At 59.1% G+C, this 15446-nt stretch carries 19 protein-coding genes; 15 read left to right on the top strand and 4 right to left on the bottom strand.

The features are described from left to right. The first annotated feature begins 11 nt into the window (after positions 1-11). The 11 genes from ACGHEN_RS06960 to ACGHEN_RS06910 all read left to right on the top strand — a co-directional run bounded on the left by ACGHEN_RS06960 (position 12) and on the right by ACGHEN_RS06910 (position 7039). Complete coding sequence (locus ACGHEN_RS06960) at positions 12-200, top strand: hypothetical protein (protein WP_343006884.1); 189 nt, start codon at positions 12-14, stop codon at positions 198-200. Then, positions 193-666 carry a hypothetical protein gene (locus ACGHEN_RS06955; RefSeq protein ID WP_390398352.1) on the top strand — a complete coding sequence of 158 codons (474 nt, stop codon included), beginning with the start codon at positions 193-195 and terminating at the stop codon, positions 664-666. Before ACGHEN_RS06960 ends, ACGHEN_RS06955 begins: the two co-directional genes overlap by 8 nt. Then, on the top strand, positions 663-1463 hold the full coding sequence (locus ACGHEN_RS06950) for a BppU family phage baseplate upper protein (protein WP_390398350.1): 801 nt from the start codon (positions 663-665) through the stop codon (positions 1461-1463). The genes ACGHEN_RS06955 and ACGHEN_RS06950 overlap by 4 nt, the downstream gene beginning before the upstream one ends. A gap of 2 nt (positions 1464-1465) precedes the next feature. Then, on the top strand, positions 1466-3025 hold the full coding sequence (locus ACGHEN_RS06945; RefSeq protein ID WP_390398348.1) for a hypothetical protein: 1560 nt from the start codon (positions 1466-1468) through the stop codon (positions 3023-3025). A 103-nt stretch (positions 3026-3128) separates the two neighbouring features. Continuing rightward, entirely contained in the window at positions 3129-3293 is a 165-nt protein-coding gene (locus tag ACGHEN_RS06940; RefSeq protein WP_390398347.1) for a hypothetical protein, read from the top strand. 234 nt (positions 3294-3527) lie between these two features. Then, positions 3528-4466, top strand: coding sequence for an RNA-directed DNA polymerase (locus tag ACGHEN_RS06935; protein WP_390398345.1), 939 nt, complete (start codon positions 3528-3530; stop codon positions 4464-4466). After that, positions 4432-4800 (top strand): hypothetical protein, encoded by a 369-nt coding sequence (locus tag ACGHEN_RS06930; protein WP_390398343.1) that lies wholly within the window; start codon positions 4432-4434, stop codon positions 4798-4800. Before ACGHEN_RS06935 ends, ACGHEN_RS06930 begins: the two co-directional genes overlap by 35 nt. A 2-nt stretch (positions 4801-4802) precedes the next feature. Beyond that, on the top strand, positions 4803-4919 hold the full coding sequence (locus ACGHEN_RS06925) for a CD1375 family protein (RefSeq protein ID WP_343006890.1): 117 nt from the start codon (positions 4803-4805) through the stop codon (positions 4917-4919). Continuing rightward, the gene (locus ACGHEN_RS06920; RefSeq protein ID WP_390398340.1) at positions 4919-5335 is read left to right on the top strand and encodes a phage holin family protein; all 417 of its coding nucleotides are present in this window, start codon (positions 4919-4921) and stop codon (positions 5333-5335) included. The genes ACGHEN_RS06925 and ACGHEN_RS06920 overlap by 1 nt, the downstream gene beginning before the upstream one ends. Beyond that, entirely contained in the window at positions 5313-6008 is a 696-nt protein-coding gene (locus ACGHEN_RS06915) for a C39 family peptidase (protein ID WP_390398338.1), read from the top strand. The genes ACGHEN_RS06920 and ACGHEN_RS06915 overlap by 23 nt, the downstream gene beginning before the upstream one ends. Before the next feature lie 5 nt (positions 6009-6013). Beyond that, a complete protein-coding gene (locus ACGHEN_RS06910; RefSeq protein ID WP_390398335.1) occupies positions 6014-7039 on the top strand; it encodes a GH25 family lysozyme in 1026 nt (341 codons plus the stop codon). Positions 7040-7431: 392 nt separating this feature from the next. Here the strand turns inward: ACGHEN_RS06910 and ACGHEN_RS06905 are convergent, their stop codons facing one another. Next, positions 7432-7566 (bottom strand): hypothetical protein, encoded by a 135-nt coding sequence (locus tag ACGHEN_RS06905; RefSeq protein WP_255413552.1) that lies wholly within the window; start codon positions 7564-7566, stop codon positions 7432-7434. Between the two features lie 255 nt (positions 7567-7821). On the opposite strand from ACGHEN_RS06905, the gene ACGHEN_RS06900 reads away from it, so the two are divergent. The 3 genes from ACGHEN_RS06900 (at position 7822) to proB (ending at position 11075) form a co-directional block, all read left to right on the top strand. Beyond that, on the top strand, positions 7822-8280 hold the full coding sequence (locus ACGHEN_RS06900; RefSeq protein ID WP_390398333.1) for a hypothetical protein: 459 nt from the start codon (positions 7822-7824) through the stop codon (positions 8278-8280). Between the two features lie 82 nt (positions 8281-8362). Further along, positions 8363-9868: a nicotinate phosphoribosyltransferase gene (locus tag ACGHEN_RS06895; protein ID WP_390398332.1), complete on the top strand. Its 1506-nt coding sequence runs from the start codon at positions 8363-8365 to the stop codon at positions 9866-9868. Between the two features lie 79 nt (positions 9869-9947). Continuing rightward, positions 9948-11075, top strand: a complete 1128-nt coding sequence (gene proB / locus ACGHEN_RS06890; RefSeq protein ID WP_035137237.1) for a glutamate 5-kinase — start codon at positions 9948-9950, stop codon at positions 11073-11075. Positions 11076-11174: 99 nt separating this feature from the next. Here proB and ACGHEN_RS06885 read toward each other — a convergent pair whose 3' ends face one another. Next, positions 11175-12593 carry an alpha/beta fold hydrolase gene (locus tag ACGHEN_RS06885; protein WP_390398331.1) on the bottom strand — a complete coding sequence of 473 codons (1419 nt, stop codon included), beginning with the start codon at positions 12591-12593 and terminating at the stop codon, positions 11175-11177. Between the two features lie 112 nt (positions 12594-12705). Here ACGHEN_RS06885 and ACGHEN_RS06880 point away from each other — a divergent pair, with 112 nt between their 5' ends. Further along, positions 12706-13992, top strand: a complete 1287-nt coding sequence (locus ACGHEN_RS06880; RefSeq protein ID WP_390398329.1) for a glutamate-5-semialdehyde dehydrogenase — start codon at positions 12706-12708, stop codon at positions 13990-13992. Between the two features lie 70 nt (positions 13993-14062). Here the strand turns inward: ACGHEN_RS06880 and ACGHEN_RS06875 are convergent, their stop codons facing one another. After that, positions 14063-14662: an HD domain-containing protein gene (locus tag ACGHEN_RS06875; protein ID WP_390398328.1), complete on the bottom strand. Its 600-nt coding sequence runs from the start codon at positions 14660-14662 to the stop codon at positions 14063-14065. 116 nt (positions 14663-14778) lie between these two features. Further along, positions 14779-15264 (bottom strand): CarD family transcriptional regulator, encoded by a 486-nt coding sequence (locus ACGHEN_RS06870; protein ID WP_006235480.1) that lies wholly within the window; start codon positions 15262-15264, stop codon positions 14779-14781. Between the last annotated feature and the right edge of the window lie 182 nt (positions 15265-15446).

Here is a 15446-nt window from a genome sequence, read left to right as displayed (position 1 = left end):
GGAGATATGGAATGACCACGTTCAGAGTTGAGAAGGATGGAATCTCGTTTTACGTCCAACCACACATGCTCGATTACTACGCTGCGAGTGGCTATGCCATATACAAGACTGTAGAGGAAAGCGTCACAGACGTTGCCGCTGAAATCGCCGCGCTTGACGATTCGGCACCGATTGTGGAGGAAGTGAAGGTCAATGGATAAAGGAATCGAATCTCTGGCAACCGCGCTCGGTGCCAGCGTTACGGAAAGCAAGCAGAGCATCGAAATCGAGAACATCATCCCCGATGAATATAGCAATATCCAGATGGAGCAGATGCTTATTTCGCTCGAGCCGCTTCTTGACCGCCGCGACATCGTAGGCTATGCCGCGGCACGCAATACGAGGGTGTTGCGTGCGGAGGCGCTTGAGTACCTAAAACGCCGCGATGAACTTATCGCGCAGTACGGCGAACCTGAACTTGGCGATGACGGGCTTCCCACCGGTCGCACACAGCTGCGCATCGGTTCAGACGAGCACAAGGCTTTCTGCCGCGAGATCGAGATGTACGCAAACATCAAGCATCGACCTAACCTGTTCAAAATTGCCTATGCCGATGCAATCGGAAAGATGACCGGAAACGAGATTCTGGCGTGCGAGTGGATGTTGGTCGACGGTGATGCCCGATGAACACACAGACCATCGAGCTTGATATCGACAAACGCGGATGCGGAAACAACTGCATTCGAATCGCGCAAGGCGAGCTCGGCGGAACAACCATCAAGGCGCTTATCTACGACAACGGCGGCGAGCTGTCTTTGTCTGGGTACAGTGCCTATTTGGTTGCCCGATTGCCAGACCGAATCCACTATTACCGTGGCAGCGCCACGGTCAGCGGCAATACGATCACCTACGTTTGCGATGAATCCAAGCTCGCAAGCGTTCCCGGTTACACCGACGAAGCCTATTTCGAAATCGTCAAGGACGATTTCCTTGCACAGACGGAGCGATTCGCCCTGGACATCCTGCGCAGCGCCAAAGAGGGTCAGCAACCAGCGCAGTCTTGGGACAACGCGATTGATGACCTTATCAGGCGTGGGGAAACCGCCGCTACCAAGGGCGAACAGGCCGTCACCGACGCGGGCAAGGCACTGAATAACGCCAACGCGGCGGTCAACATCTGCAAGAGCGCCACGGACGCCGCCAACACCGCGACGGGCAAGGCGAACGCCGCGACAAAGAGCGCCACGGATGCCGCTTCTGCGGCAAATACAGCCAAAACGAACGCCGATACCGCAACCAATGCAGCGAATGCCGCTACAAATGCGGCGAAAGCATCCAAGGACAGCGCGGATCAGGCGGCTGCGGACGCTCGTAAGGCAGCTGAGGAAGCTCGCGGCTCGATCAGCCCTGACAAGCGCATTTATCTTGCCTACGACACCGTTGGCGATACGGATTACATCTCGCTAGTCGATACGGAGGATTAAGCATGGGCAAAAACCACATTGCAGATCACGAAACGCTCGAGCGCGTGGCAATCGCGCTCGAATCCATGGGGGCTTCGACAGTCCCCATTTTTAATGACGAGACTGGACGTTACACGAACGCGAGCATCGCCGCATGGCTTGCGAAGATGCGTGACGGCAAGAATTATGGCGTGAGCATCCCCAAGGGAAGTGCCACGGCCTGCACCAAGACCGGGGCAAATGCTGGAATCGCCAACCCAAAGCCCGGAATCATCGGTCGCGCCGCTATCGACCCTTACGTGAACCACGGCGCGTTTACCTTCTTCGAGGTAAACGGCGGCGTTGACGCGGATGGCACGCCTTACGTTACCGCTATCGACGGTGACGGGCGCTTCTCGCGCACGGATGATACGTGGATCATGACGCCAGTTCTCTACACGCTGGAAACCGAGACGAATGATGCCGTCAACATTACCGTATCCGATACGCGCCAGCCAGGCATGAAGCGCCAGCCGGCAGCTCTGCTTCCTAACGGTGCGCAGCGTCCTTATATGCTGTATGCAAAGTATGCACTGTCGGTCGATGCCGAAGGCAAGCCGCGAAGCGTGAGCGGCGCACAGGTGAAGTGCTTCGTAAGCCACGATACCGGCGTCTCGCTTATGAAGACGGCAACGACGGGTGATTCATTCAAGACTGCCGCCGATGACTGGTATGTCAAGGTTATGTTCCTCTTGAAGTATGCCACCAAGAACAGCCAGAGCGTGTTCGCGGGCTGCACGGGATACGACGTACAGATTAGCCCGACCGTGGCAGAGAGCAACACCACGCGCGTCGTGGTCGCGAAGGGGAAGGCCGATCAGATTCTTATCGGCTCTTCGATGATTCTAGGAACACATACGGGCACGTCGAACGACCGTGGCAACGGCTACAACTATGACGTGTTCGATGCCGCGACCGTTATCAAGAAGGTCGATGTCGACGCATCGAACACCGCCATCTACTTCGACGTCGCGAAGCCTTTCACGACTGCCACCACATACCTTTTGAGCACCGTCCCGTGGAGGGCTGGCGCTTGCGATGCGGTCGAGGGAGACGGATCGCCCACGAGCTGTACTGACTCAAAGCAGCCCTTTGTTATCCAGGGCATCGAGCTCGGTCTCGGCATGTATGAGGTTCTTGGAAACGTCCTCATCCAGTACACGGGTACTGGCATGGTCGTTTACGTGAACCCGGACACTAAGAACGAGAAGGCCGGTAGCTCACCAGACAGTGCGCTATCTGCTGGGGCTTTTCCCGGACAAGCAGCCGAGGGATGGAATTACGGTCTTTACTGCAAGACGGTCAACGGTCTGATGATTCAGCAGGGAACTGGCGCGTCAACGTCGGTTGGCATCTGCGACGGCAACTACAAGGTCGCGGACACTACCGTCGGCTGGAGAGAGTGGCTTTCCCTTGGCCCCTTGGGGTACTGGGGCTTTGCTGGCCTTTGGTCCGTCAGCGGCCTCAACGGCTCCGGCGTTGCTTGGTGGAACTTCGGCTCGCGCCGCTCTGCCAATGGTCGCTCTAGGGGTGAAGCGGCGTAAGCCGCGAGGGGACTTGTCCCCTTATGAAAACAAGCAGGGATTCGCGGCGCGTGGGCTGTCATGTTCTCTTGGCTTTCCCTTGGCAACTTGAGGAACAGGGGCAATGCTGGCCTTTGGTACGTCAACGGCAACAACGGCACCGGCAATGCTAGGTGGAACATCGGCTCGCGCCTACCTGGGTGACTATCTCAAACAACCAGCTATCTATTTTTATTTCCGCCGCGACTACCCGCCGCCGCTGGTGGCGAGCGGGGGCAACCTGGCTTAACTAAGTGAAATCAGTCTTAAGACCAGCGGGCTAGTAACGGAGACGCGACCGCTCGTACGACATCCAGAGAGCAAAGGTCAAAAACAATTGAAGAGTTATTGCAAGGGGCTTCGGATAAACGAAGCCCTTGTTGTTTCCGCCTACGAATCTTGGCTCGATTCAAAGGCTGGGAAGAAAAACGCCTGGCGCGTGCCGCAAGAGCACGGCAGCGCTTCGGCGCTAATCGCGGAGATCGTGCGCGAGGTCGAAACGCGCTCGCTTACGTTTCGACCGATAAAGCGCTACCGGCATCGCGAGCCCACGAACGGCAAGCTGCGCATCATCGGCGTTGAGAGCGTGAAGCAGCAGGTTTGCGACTATGTGGCCGTTGCCGCAATGTCGCGCCTGCTCGATGCGAAGGTTGGCTTCTGGCAGGTTTCTAGCGTCCCAGGCAAAGGTCAGCTCATGGCGGCTCATGCCGTGCGCAGGTGGTCGCAAGAAGGCGGTTACTACGTGCATATGGACGTGCGCAAGTGCTATCCATCCATCAAGGCAGATGTGGTGATGATGCTTCTTCGCCGCTACGTGCGAAGCCCCGATGTGCTCTATATCGCCGAATCGCTGCTGGCCACTTATGGCGGCGGTCTGGAAATCGGAAGCTATTTCAGCCTGCGAATGGCGCAGCTGGTGTTGTCGTTCGGCTATCACGAGGTCGAGAGCATGCGCAAAGTAAGGCGCGGCGCTAGCGTTCCGCTGATCACGCACCAGCTCTGGTACGCAGATGACATCTATTTATTCAGTCCCGACAAGCGCAACTTGCGGAGCGCGGCAAGGCAGCTCCAAAGGCTGCTGCACAAAAAGTTCGGACTTACTGTCAAGCCGTGGAAGATAAGCCGCGTCAGCAACGAAGAGCCGGTCGATGTTGTGGGATACACGGTGCGAAAGAACCGTACCACGCTTCGCGGTTCGCTTTTCCTGCGAGCGTGCAGGTCGCTTCGAAGATACAGGCGTTCGCCAACGCTCAAACGGGCGCGAAGGGCTACCAGTTACGGCGGCTGGTTCAAGCACGCGGATTGCGCCGACGTTTGGCGCGACAACGGATTCAACAAGGTTTTCAAAAAAGCCCGCGCACAAATAAGCGCGGCGGAAAGGGGAGCACATGAGCACTATGACGTGCAGCGCAACGCCGCTTGACGCGGTGACGGTGGAAGTAAGACCGGGCGGCGTGACCTCCGATGTTTGGCTTCGTCGAAACATCGAGAAGGACGTTGCGGACAACAGCGCGGATACCGAAAAAGCAATCGAGTTTTGGCGAGCGGACGAGCTGCATTTTGTGGCAGTCGGCACACCGTCTATTGAAGAGGTGACGGCAGCGTTCAACGAGCTATGGGACGCGCACGAGGATGACGGGCTTACGGATACCGAGCGCATTGACAGCATCATTGCGCAGCTCAAGCAGACACGCGCGGCGCTTGAGGACACCAATGCCGCCCTGCTCGAAATCGGCGACATTGTGGGCGGTGAGTAGCGATGGCGAAGATCTACTACGAAGCCGTCATGGACGGCAAGCGCACCGTCGAGAGCGTACCCAAGCTCTGGCGTGCCGCTGTGCAGAAGATGATCGATGACAATGCAAAGGAGAAATAATGGAAGCTATCTACACGTTCACGGAGCCGCAGGTCTGGGCAATCGGCGGCGCATTCCTGATGATGCTTTTCGACATGGTTACAGGCATCGCCCAGGCAATTTTCAACTGTAGTTTTAAGTCTTCGACGATGCGTCGCGGCCTATGTCATAAGGCAACACTTTCTCTTATCATCATGTTAGTTATATGTATCGAGATTCTAAGCTCGCATATCGTTGGACTGAATTTCGGTGGCATTACCATCTATGTCGTTTGCGGCGCAATCATCGGCATGGAGTTCGCTTCTATCCTCGAAAACCTCAAGCAGGCTTATCCAGAGCTTGCCGATACGCCCATCATGAAGATTTTCGAGCACGCCAACGTTGACACCGATGATATTACGAAGGCGATTGCCGATGAAGTCGCGAAGCGCGGCTAGTCTCAGGCTTGCTGTTGCGCTTATGCTGGGCTTCGCGGTAGGCATGGGCTTATGGTTCGTTTTGACTGCCGACCACGTTGGCAGAGATACGGCAGCATTTGGAAAAGCATATAACCAAGGCTATAGCGACGGTTATACAGCGGCTTTGCCTGTTTATGAAAAAAAGACGAGTGCGAAGAGCGGCTATATGCCGCTCTTCTTGCAACAAGACCCTCAATGGGCTGATGCCGCTTACTCGGACGAAACCATAGGCACATACGGCTGCGGCCTGACGGCGGCGGCAATGGCGCTGAGCTACCTCAACGGTCGCGAGGTCACACCCGACCTGCTGGCAGCTTTCGTCGGCGAAAGCTGCCTGACCGACCGGGTTAACGACATGGCCAAGTTCAGCACCTATCTAGCGAAGACCTATCATTTCGAAACCCGTGACACGTTTTGGGGCACGGGCGAAGCACTCAAGGCCGTCGATGACGGCTGGATCGTCTTCGCAGGCGTTACCGGAACCCTTGGCGAGCGCTCTTACGGCTCGCACGTCGTGATGATTTGGCGTGAGAACGCCGACGGTACCTATGCGCTCCGCGACCCTGATGACGGCACCAATTCAATCCATGCATGGACAACCGACGAGCTTAACGCCGTTTCTTTCACACAATTCAATGCAATTAAGAGGTGATGCAGATGACCATGAATGGCATCGATATCGCAGACTGGCAAAAAAACCTTAATCTCGATTCAATCGAATACGATTTTGTCATCATTAAAGGAACCCAGGGCACCAATTACGTCAATACGTTTTGTGACGCGTTTGTGCAAAAGGCTATCAAAGCGGGTAAGCTCTGGGGCTTCTACCATTTCATGAATATGGATGATCCTGTCAAGCAGGCGGATCACTTCTATCAGAACTGTAAAAACTATTTCGGCAAGGGTATTCCCGTGCTCGATTATGAGGACGGCGGCAGGATCGGCACAGACGGTGCCAAGAAATTCCTTGATCGTATCTATGCGCTTACTGGCGTGAGGTGTCTCTTGTATACCTACCGCAATCTCACCAAAGAGGAAGATTGGTCTAAGATTGCGCCTAACCACGCCCTCTGGGTTGCCCAGTATGCCAACGAGAATCAGACTGGATACCAGGATTCGCCATGGCTTCCGGATGGCGGCTTTGGTGCTTGGAATACCTGCGTGATGCACCAGTATTCTTCGCACGGTAGGCTATCTGGGTACAACGGCAACCTCGATCTTGATATTGCCTTCATGGACGCTGCCGCTTGGTCGCGTTATGCGAAACCCAGTACTTACAGTGCGCCGGATGCGACTGACAATAAGAATAGTGGTAGCACCGTCGACCTTGCGGCAGGCGTAATGCGAGGGGAGTACGGCAACGGTGACGAGCGCAAGGCCAAGCTGGGCGCTCGATTCAACGAGGTGCAAGACCTCATTAATCGCGCGGCCACCGCAAGCGCCGACGATCTTGCAACGGATGTGCTCAACGGTAAGCTCGGCAACGGTGAGACACGCAAGGCAATTCTTGGCATCCGCTATGACGAGGTGCAAGCCGTGGTCAATTCCCGCGCCAAGGCCGTAGACATCGACGCTCTTGCACGCGCCGTCATTCGCGGCGAGTACGGTAACGGTGACGAGCGCAAGGCCCGACTTGGCGCTAACTTTAATGCTGTGCAAAAACGAGTAAACGAGCTTCTTTAACTAAAATGCCCGCGCCCTGTAATGGGGTGCGGGCATTTTGCGTTTAGGGGACATTGCAACAAGTCTCTAACGGTTCATGTCATCTCGAATCAAGCTCTTGATGTACTCGGTTGTATTGTTCTGCTCCTTGAGCCATTTATATATACTCTCGTCATCCTCGTTAGGGTAAAAGCGTATGACTAGCTGTTTCACCGACCTTTTGCGGTAAGAGGATGTTGCGCGTCTTTGCGCTTCGGTTGCCATTTTATTCACCGCGCTTTTCTCTGGCCTTGCGCCAGATGCGAAACGAGATAAACGAGATGACAAAAACTACAATGCCTGTTTTCATCGCTGCACTCCTGATGTAAGATGATTCTGGCTAGCGGGGCACCGCCGAAGCGGCGCCCCTTGCCCTACCTTGACCTCTTTGTGTGCTTTCCGGGCTTACGAGAGGTCTTTTTCTTTAGGGCTTCGATTCCTTCATCCAGCGCCTTTGCCAGTAGCACGCTTATGACAGCAATCGTTAAGTCCCATATTTTGTCATCCATTTGAACCACCTCCTTTCTTTCTTACGTCTATTATTATAGGGTATACCCCATAATAAGGCAAGCTCATATTGAATTTTGCTAACTTTTTTTCGAGCTAAACAGTGTTATTATGCAAAACCAGTTAGTGGAGACTTTGATTTCGCGCCCGTTCGCGGCTATCGTAGGGTTCGCAAAGGTTTTCTGAGGCTCCACCCTTGGATTTGATAAGCCGCTGACATTGTGTCGGCGGCTTTTTTTAAAAGAAAGGGCTGCACTATGGCCGAGCTTGAGTCCCAACCATTGTCTGACGAGGAGCGCGCCGAGTTGGAAGAGCTCCGCGCCGAGAAGGCCCGCCGCGAGGAGCAGGAAAAGGCTCGTCGCGAGCGTGAGGAGCTGGTCGCCCTGCGCGCCGAGCGTGCGAAGGCCGATGAGGCCGCTGCCAAGGCCGCATCCGAGCGCAAGCCCGCGCCCGCGCCCAAGCCCGCCACTGCGAAGCCTGCGCCTGCCGCACCCAAACCTCAACCTAAAAAGGTGGCTCATCCCAAGCCCGCCGAGCCCAAGCCGAGTCGTGACGAGATGACCTTTGCCCAGCGCATGGTCACCTCCAAGGAGCCTACAGCCGAGGGCGAGATTCCCGGCATGGCTCCGGCTCAAAAAATCATCATCGTGCTCGCCCTCATCGCGTTTATCGTCTTTATGGTCTACACGATCACCGGCAGCATGGGCCTGCACTAACCTGTTCGCGCCGGGCTCCATGCCCGCACGTCCGCCTCGTCCAACCCTCAAATTCTGTACCACGCATCCGAAAGGTCGCCCCATGGCTTTGACCGACATCTCGCATCCCACCGACATTGCAATGCTCACCGATCTGTACGAGCTCACTATGGCCCAGGGCCTGTGGGAGAGCGGCAAGGCCAACGAGCAGGGTTGTTTTACCGCGTTTTACCGCGACCATCCCTTTGGCAGCGCCTATGCCGTCATGTGCGGCACCGCCGAGCTGCCCGAGCTGGTCGAGAACCTGCGCTTTACGCCCGAGGATATCGACTACCTCGCATCGCTTGAGGCCCCGGCCGGCGGTGCGATGTTCAAGCCCGGATTCCTCGACTACCTGCGCGATTTTCGCGCGCATGTAAACATCGACGCCGTGCCCGAGGGCGAGCTCGTCTTTCCGCGTGAGCCCATGGTGCGCGTCACCGGCCCCGCGCTGGAGTGCCAGCTGCTCGAGACGGCGCTGCTCAACATCGTCGGGTTCCAGACGCTTGTCGCCACCAAGACGGCGCGCGTGGTGCTCGCCGCCGACGGTCGCCCCGTGGCGGAGTTTGGCCTGCGCCGAGCCCAGGGTCCCGATGGCGGCCTGGCCGTTGCGCGCGCGAGCTACGTTGCCGGCTGCTCCTCTACGTCCAATGTGCTCGCCGGCCGCCGCTACGGTATTCCCGTCTTTGGCACGCATGCGCACAGCTGGGTGATGAGCTTTGATTCTGAGCTCGAGGCCTTCCGTGCCTTTGCCAAATCGAGCCCCAAGAACTGTACGCTGCTTATCGACACCTACGATGTGCGCGAGGGCTGTGAACATGCCATTACGGTTGCCAAGGAGATGGAAGCGGTGGGCGAGCGCCTGTCGGCCATTCGCATCGACTCCGGCGACCTCGCCAAGCTCTCCAAGTATGTTCGCGGCCGTTTTGATGCCGAGGGCCTGCCCTATGTGGGGATCTCGGTTTCCAACGATCTTGACGAGTACACGATTCAGTCGCTGCTCGACCAGGGCGCGCCCATCGATAGCTTTGGCGTGGGCACCAAGCTCGCGACCTGCTACGACCAACCGGCGCTGGGCGGCGTGTACAAGCTTTCCGCCCGCCGTGCGAGCGAGGCCGACCCGTGGACGCCGGTGGTCAAGCTCTCCGAGCAGCCCTACAAGCGCACGATCCCGGGCGTGCAGCGTGTGCGCCGCTATTACGACGGCTTTGGTGGACCGGTCTGCGACATGATCTATGACGAGGACCATCTGGCGGGGGAGGGCGCCGCGCGCGGCAATACCCTCGTGGCCGTGAACGATGCCGCCCTGGTGACCGATGTGTCGGAGCTTGAGTATCGCGAGCTGCTGGTGCCGATCGTGCGCGATGGCAGTGCGGTGGTTCCGCGTGAGAGCATCAAGGACGCGCGCGAGCGCTGTGCTTGGGCGCTCGATCATCTGGATGCGGCTTTCAAGCGCTTCCTGTATCCGCAGACCTACGTGGTGGGTATGGAACAGGGCCTGGCCCAGGTGCGCGACGAGCTCGTGCGCAAGAACATGGCCGCGGCCTCGGCTTTCCCCTGGGCAAAATGATTCCTTGGGCGGTAGGGGCGAGTCACGCTCCCTTGGCCGCCAGCTCGGCCGTTCGCTGAACAGTTGATTGGTTTGACGTATGACGACTTCTTATAAAACGATGGTGGTAAAGATCGGTTCGTCCACGGTGGTGGGCGCCGATGGCAAGGTCAACCGCGCCTTTATCGGCGGACTTGCCGATCAAGCCGCAGCGCTGCGCAAGCTCGGCTGGCGTCTGGTCGTGGTGAGCTCGGGCGCTATTGCCTGTGGCTATCCCGTGTTGGGCTTCGACCGCAAGCCGGTCGGCGACCTTCCGAGCCTGCAGGCCTGCGCCTCGGCTGGTCAGTGCATCATCTCGTCGGCCTACGACGAGGAGTTCCATGCGCGCGACCTGCTCACCTCGCTCGTGCTGCTCACGCGTCACGACACGGCGCGTCGCACGTCCTACCTGCACGCGCGCGACGCCCTGCTGCGTCTGGTGGAGCTGGGCGTGGTGCCGGTCGTCAACGAGAACGACACCGTTACCGTCGACGAGATCAAGTTTGGCGACAACGACACACTGGCGGCGCTCGTGAGCTGCCTGGTATCTGCCGATCTGTGCGTGACGCTCTCGGACATCGATGGTCTCTATACTGCCAATCCGCATGAGGACCCCACGGCCGAGTTTGTTCCTGTCGTGCATAAGATCGATGCCAAGATTATCGCCTCGGCGGGCGATTCTTCCACATCGGTGGGCACGGGCGGCATGATTACCAAGATCCGCGCGAGCCGCATCCTGATGACGGCGGGCATTCAGAGCGTGATTTGCTCGGGCGAGGAGCCCGATGCGCTCGTGCGCCTCGCCCGCGGCGAGAGCGTGGGCACGCTGTTCGATCCGCCGGCGGAGCGTCTGGACATCGCGCCCCGCAAGCTGTGGATCGCGCTGGGCGACAAGGCGCATGGGTCGGTGACGGTTGATGATGGTGCTGCGAAGGCGCTGGTCAGCCGTGGCTCTTCCCTGCTTGCGGTGGGTATTCGCGAGGTCGATGGCCAGTTTGCCGAGGGCGACGTGCTCGATGTGTGCGACCCGAGCGGTATGGTCGTCGCCCGCGGTATTGCCGAGGCCGATTCGGACGTGCTGGAGCTTGCTGCCGGCCGCCGCCAGGACCAGATCGCCAGCAACCGCCTGCTCGCTAACCTGGCCGAGAAGCCGGCGATACACAGGGATAACTTGATCGTATTTGCATAAAGAAAGACAACGCTGCGGATCGTTTCCCACAGCGCTGTCTTTCTCGTGCCGGCACTTGGGGACGTTCCCTTTGTGCCGGCAGGCGGGGACACTCCTTTTCTAGAAGATCTGGCGCAGGTCTCCGCGGTTGAGGGCTTCGTCGAAGAGGTGCTTGAACACCACGCTGCCGTGCAGGCCGTCGTGCTCGAACTCGTTGGTTACCCAGGCATGCGAGTTGCCCACGCGGCTGAGCGTATCGAGCTGCATGCCCGAATCGACGTACATGTCGTCGAAATACACCGCGGCCTGCAGGGGCACCTCGTTGCAGGCTAGGCGTTGCGGGTCGTAGATCTTGTCCCAGCTGGTGTCTTCCATCAGCAGGTCCATGGCGGGCTTAAACGGCTTAAGCTCGGGCATCTGCTCGAACATCCACGGGAACATGGCCTCGCCGGTAAACATGAGCGGGCGCGCGAGGGTGTCGAACTCGGCGCGGTGTGCCTTCTCTTCGGCCGCGGCCCAACCAATGGGCATAGTGTCGCCGTCGGCGTATATGAACTCCTGCAGCGTCCAGTACAGCGGATTCGTGCGCGTGTTGGTGCGCTCGAAGGCGCGCATCAAAAAGCTGTCGGATACCGAGGCGCCGCAGGTCAGCGTGCCGTCGCCGTCAACAAAAGCGTGATCGATAATCCAATGCATACGCTCAAAGCTCGGCTTCATGCCAAAGTCGCTGCCCATGAGCTGTAGGCGCTCGACCGTCATCGGCGAGCCGTCGGGCAGCACGGGCTTCTGGGCCTCGAGCGCATCGGCCAGGGCTGCCACGCGCTCGACGTCAGCGGGGTAGCGGCCATAATACTGCTGCGTCTTGGCGGCCATGCGCGGGAAGGTGTGCGCGTAGACCTCGCTTGCGCTCGCCGGCACGTGGGGGATTCCGCCGCAGGTAAAGCTCGCCGCCACGCCCTCGGGGAAGAGCGACAGATAGCTCAGCGTCAAAAAGCCGCCGTAGCTTTGGCCGAGCGTGACCCACGGCTTGCCGCCAAAGCCCACTAGGCGCAGGTACTCAAAATCGCGCACGATGGAGCTGGCGAGGTGGCGCTTGAGGAAGTCCGCCTGCGAGTGTGCGGCATCGGAGCCGGCCGCCGTCGCGCGCTCGCCCAGTGCGGCAATCGTGCGCCCGTCTACACAGCTACTGCGCCCGGTTCCGCGCTGGTCGGGCAGGACGACGCGGAAGTGCTTGACGGCCTCCTCGATCCAGCCGTCGCTTGTGGGCGACAGCGGACGCGGGCTCTCGCCGCCGGGGCCGCCCTGCAAAAACAGGAGCAGCGGCAGATCGTCGTTGATGCGGTCGGGCGCGCAAACCACGCGGTAGAAGAGCTTGATACTCTCGGGCGCGCCGGCGATGGGTGCCGGCATAGCGCCGCGGCGCATGGTGCTGCCGACGGCCAGGAGCATCGGCTCCAGGCCGCGCCAGTCAAGGGGGACGTCGATGCTGTGGTCCTCGACATAAAGGCCGGGGACGTGGTACGAAGTGATGAGGGCCATGTGAGTCTTCCGTTCGTTGCGGTGTTTCGGGTTGACCAATTCTACCGCCACGGGCGAGGCCATGCGCAAATCGGCTACCATGGTTGCAAACTTCTAGGAGAAAGGGCCGCCCATGTCGGTCGATATAGCCACGTATGTCCACGATCTTGCCGTTGCCGCCAAGGCAGCGTCGGCCTCGTTTGCCACGGCGAGCGATGAGCAGCGTCAGGAGGTCGTGCGCGCCATGGCCGCAGCACTGCGCAACGGTGTCGACTCCATCGTCGCCGCTAACGAGCTCGATATGTCCGCCGCGCGCGATGCGGGCACTTCGGCCGGTCTGCTCGACCGTCTGCTGCTGACGCCTGAGCGCGTCGAGGGCATGGCCGCCGGTTTGGAGAAGCTCGCCGAGCTGCCCGATCCCGTCGGTCGCGTGCTCGACCACCGCGTGCTTGCAAGCGGCGTGGACCTGACCCGTGTGAGTGTGCCGCTGGGCCTGGTCGCTATGGTCTACGAGGCGCGCCCCAACGTGACGGCCGACGCCGCAGGCATCTGCATCCGTACCGGCAACGCCTGCATTCTGCGCGGCGGCTCGCTGGCCTATCACTCGTGTGCCATGATCGCCGAGCTGCTGGCCGATGCGCTCGAGGCCAAGGGCTTCCCGCGCGAGGCCGTCTCGATGATCGAGTCCACCGACCGCGAGGCCACCGGCGAGCTCATGAAGCTCCGCGGTATCGTCGACGTACTCATTCCGCGCGGCGGTTCAGGCCTGATTCAGCGCTGCGTGCGCGAGTCGCTTGTGCCGGTGATCGAGACGGGCACGGGCAACTGCCACATCTACGTGCATGAATCCGCCGACTTTGATAAGGCGCTCAACATTATCGTTAATGCCAAGACCCAGCGCGTAGGCGTGTGCAATGCCGCCGAGTCGCTGCTGGTCGACCGTGCTGTGGCCGATGCGTTTTTGCCCGCAGTCGTTGCCGTGCTGCACGACCACGGCGTACTGATTCACGGCGACGAGGCCACGTGCGCCGCATGCGCCGACGCTGGGCTTGCCGAGGGCGACAACTACGTCGCCGCGACTGAGAAGGACTGGGGTCGCGAGTACCTGGCGCTCGAGATGAGCGTGAAGGTCGTGGCAAACGAGGACGAGGCCATCGCGCACATCAACCGCTACGGTACCATGCATTCCGAGGCCATCATTTCCGAGGACGTGGACGCCTGCGAGCGCTTCTTGGATGCGGTCGATGCCTCGGCCGTATATGCCAACGCCAGCACGCGCTTTACCGACGGCGGCGAGTTTGGCCTGGGCGCCGAGATCGGCATCTCGACCCAAAAGCTCCACGCCCGTGGCCCCTTTGCCGCCGAGGCCCTCACCACCTACAAATACAAGCTCCGCGGCGCCGGCCAGGTCCGCCCCTAAACCCCTCGTAAACGAAAACCACCACAAAGGTGCCTGTCCCCTTCGTGGTGGTTTTAGGTGGCGTGGGCGGTTAGGCCTGGAAGGTATCGCGGTCGGGGGCGAAGGACTGCATTGCTGCGATGGTGCGGTCGAAGAGCTCGGGGAGCTCCCAGCCCAGCATCTCGGCGCCCTGCGAAATCACGTCGCGCGAGCAGCCGGCAGCAAAGCGCTTGTCCTTGAACTTTTTCTTGAGCGACTTAGTCGTAAAGTCCATGACGCTTTTGCTCGGACGCATGATCACGGCAGCACCGATCAGGCCGGTGAGCTCGTCGCAGGCAAACAGGATCTTTTCCATCTGCAGCTCGGGCTTGGGCAGCGAAGAGTTGAAATCGGACGTGTGCGTCTGGATGGCGCGGATGAGCTCAGGCGATGCGCCCTCGCCCTCAAGAATCTCGGCCGCATAGATAGTGTGGTTCATGGGGTCGTCCTCATGTTCCTCCCAATCCAGGTCGTGCAGCAGACCGACGATGCCCCAAAACTCCTCGTTCTCGGGGTCGAACTCGCGCGCAAAGTAGCGCATGGTGCCCTCGACCGTTTCGCCGTGGGTGATGTGGAACGGGTCCTTGTTGTGCTCGTTGAGCAATTCGAACGCACGGTCGCGGGTGATTCCGGCGGAAAGCAGCTCTGCCATAAAAGACTCCTTGTGCTCGTAGGTATCGCTAAGAATGAATACTACTAGAACGACTAGAGCGAAAAAACCACCACAAAGGTGCCTGTCCCCTTTGTGGTGGTTTTGGCGTGGGCAGGTTAGTTGAGGGCGGCTTGGGCTAGGCGGGCTTCGGCGGCCTCTTCGGTGACGCCCAGGGCCACGGCGAACTCCTCGATGGAGCGGCGCTTGGCTTCCTTGAGTACGCGCATGTAGTAGGAGCTGGGCTTTTTATCTGCTTCCTCGGCCTGGCGAATACGGTGCATCATGGTTTTTGCCACGCGAACCGTCTCGGGCGCGCCCAGCTTGAGCTGCTGCTTAAAGTGCGTCTCCTCGAGCGAGCTATTGCGCTCGGTAAAGGTGTCGCACTCCAGCTCATCGTAGTGGCTCAGCAGGTGCTCTGCATCTTGCTGGGAGATAGCGGCATGCAGACGGTCGGCCTGCGCCACGGGGTACATGAGAATCGTCTGCGCATGTCCCTGTTTGGTCTCGAGCAACAACATGGGCTGCGGTGTGTCGTCCCTAAAGCCGACGACGGTGCAGACTCCTTGACCCGGATGAATGACGTGTTGACCGATTGAGAACATGCTACCTCCAACTTATACGAATTTACGTATGTTAAGAATACCACGCTGACGTGCGCAAACCATCACTTTATGCAGGAAAAGCACACAACTCCGATAGGTAAGAGTATTCGATAAATAGAACGGCTTATTCATACGTTTATGCATTTCTAGAACGTGTATAAACAGCAGGCAAACCGCCAACT

The sequence above is a fragment of the Collinsella sp. i06-0019-1H4 genome (genome assembly GCF_042849575.1).
Lineage (GTDB): Bacteria > Actinomycetota > Coriobacteriia > Coriobacteriales > Coriobacteriaceae > Collinsella.
Note: the sequence above shows the minus strand (reverse complement) of the source record. Positions and strands in the feature narration are given on the sequence as shown.

Coding starts and splice junctions, on each gene's coding strand:
- ACGHEN_RS06905 (WP_255413552.1), bottom strand. CDS start 7,566: ATGGATGACAAAATATGGGACTTAACGATTGCTGTCATAAGCGTGCTA.
- ACGHEN_RS06940 (WP_390398347.1), top strand. CDS start 3,129: ATGCTGGCCTTTGGTACGTCAACGGCAACAACGGCACCGGCAATGCTA.
- proB (WP_035137237.1), top strand. CDS start 9,948: ATGACGACTTCTTATAAAACGATGGTGGTAAAGATCGGTTCGTCCACG.
- ACGHEN_RS06900 (WP_390398333.1), top strand. CDS start 7,822: ATGGCCGAGCTTGAGTCCCAACCATTGTCTGACGAGGAGCGCGCCGAG.
- ACGHEN_RS06920 (WP_390398340.1), top strand. CDS start 4,919: ATGGAAGCTATCTACACGTTCACGGAGCCGCAGGTCTGGGCAATCGGC.
- ACGHEN_RS06950 (WP_390398350.1), top strand. CDS start 663: ATGAACACACAGACCATCGAGCTTGATATCGACAAACGCGGATGCGGA.
- ACGHEN_RS06875 (WP_390398328.1), bottom strand. CDS start 14,662: ATGGCAGAGCTGCTTTCCGCCGGAATCACCCGCGACCGTGCGTTCGAA.
- ACGHEN_RS06895 (WP_390398332.1), top strand. CDS start 8,363: ATGGCTTTGACCGACATCTCGCATCCCACCGACATTGCAATGCTCACC.
- ACGHEN_RS06960 (WP_343006884.1), top strand. CDS start 12: ATGACCACGTTCAGAGTTGAGAAGGATGGAATCTCGTTTTACGTCCAA.
- ACGHEN_RS06945 (WP_390398348.1), top strand. CDS start 1,466: ATGGGCAAAAACCACATTGCAGATCACGAAACGCTCGAGCGCGTGGCA.
- ACGHEN_RS06910 (WP_390398335.1), top strand. CDS start 6,014: ATGACCATGAATGGCATCGATATCGCAGACTGGCAAAAAAACCTTAAT.
- ACGHEN_RS06930 (WP_390398343.1), top strand. CDS start 4,432: ATGAGCACTATGACGTGCAGCGCAACGCCGCTTGACGCGGTGACGGTG.
- ACGHEN_RS06925 (WP_343006890.1), top strand. CDS start 4,803: ATGGCGAAGATCTACTACGAAGCCGTCATGGACGGCAAGCGCACCGTC.
- ACGHEN_RS06880 (WP_390398329.1), top strand. CDS start 12,706: ATGTCGGTCGATATAGCCACGTATGTCCACGATCTTGCCGTTGCCGCC.
- ACGHEN_RS06955 (WP_390398352.1), top strand. CDS start 193: ATGGATAAAGGAATCGAATCTCTGGCAACCGCGCTCGGTGCCAGCGTT.
- ACGHEN_RS06885 (WP_390398331.1), bottom strand. CDS start 12,593: ATGGCCCTCATCACTTCGTACCACGTCCCCGGCCTTTATGTCGAGGAC.
- ACGHEN_RS06915 (WP_390398338.1), top strand. CDS start 5,313: ATGAAGTCGCGAAGCGCGGCTAGTCTCAGGCTTGCTGTTGCGCTTATG.
- ACGHEN_RS06870 (WP_006235480.1), bottom strand. CDS start 15,264: ATGTTCTCAATCGGTCAACACGTCATTCATCCGGGTCAAGGAGTCTGC.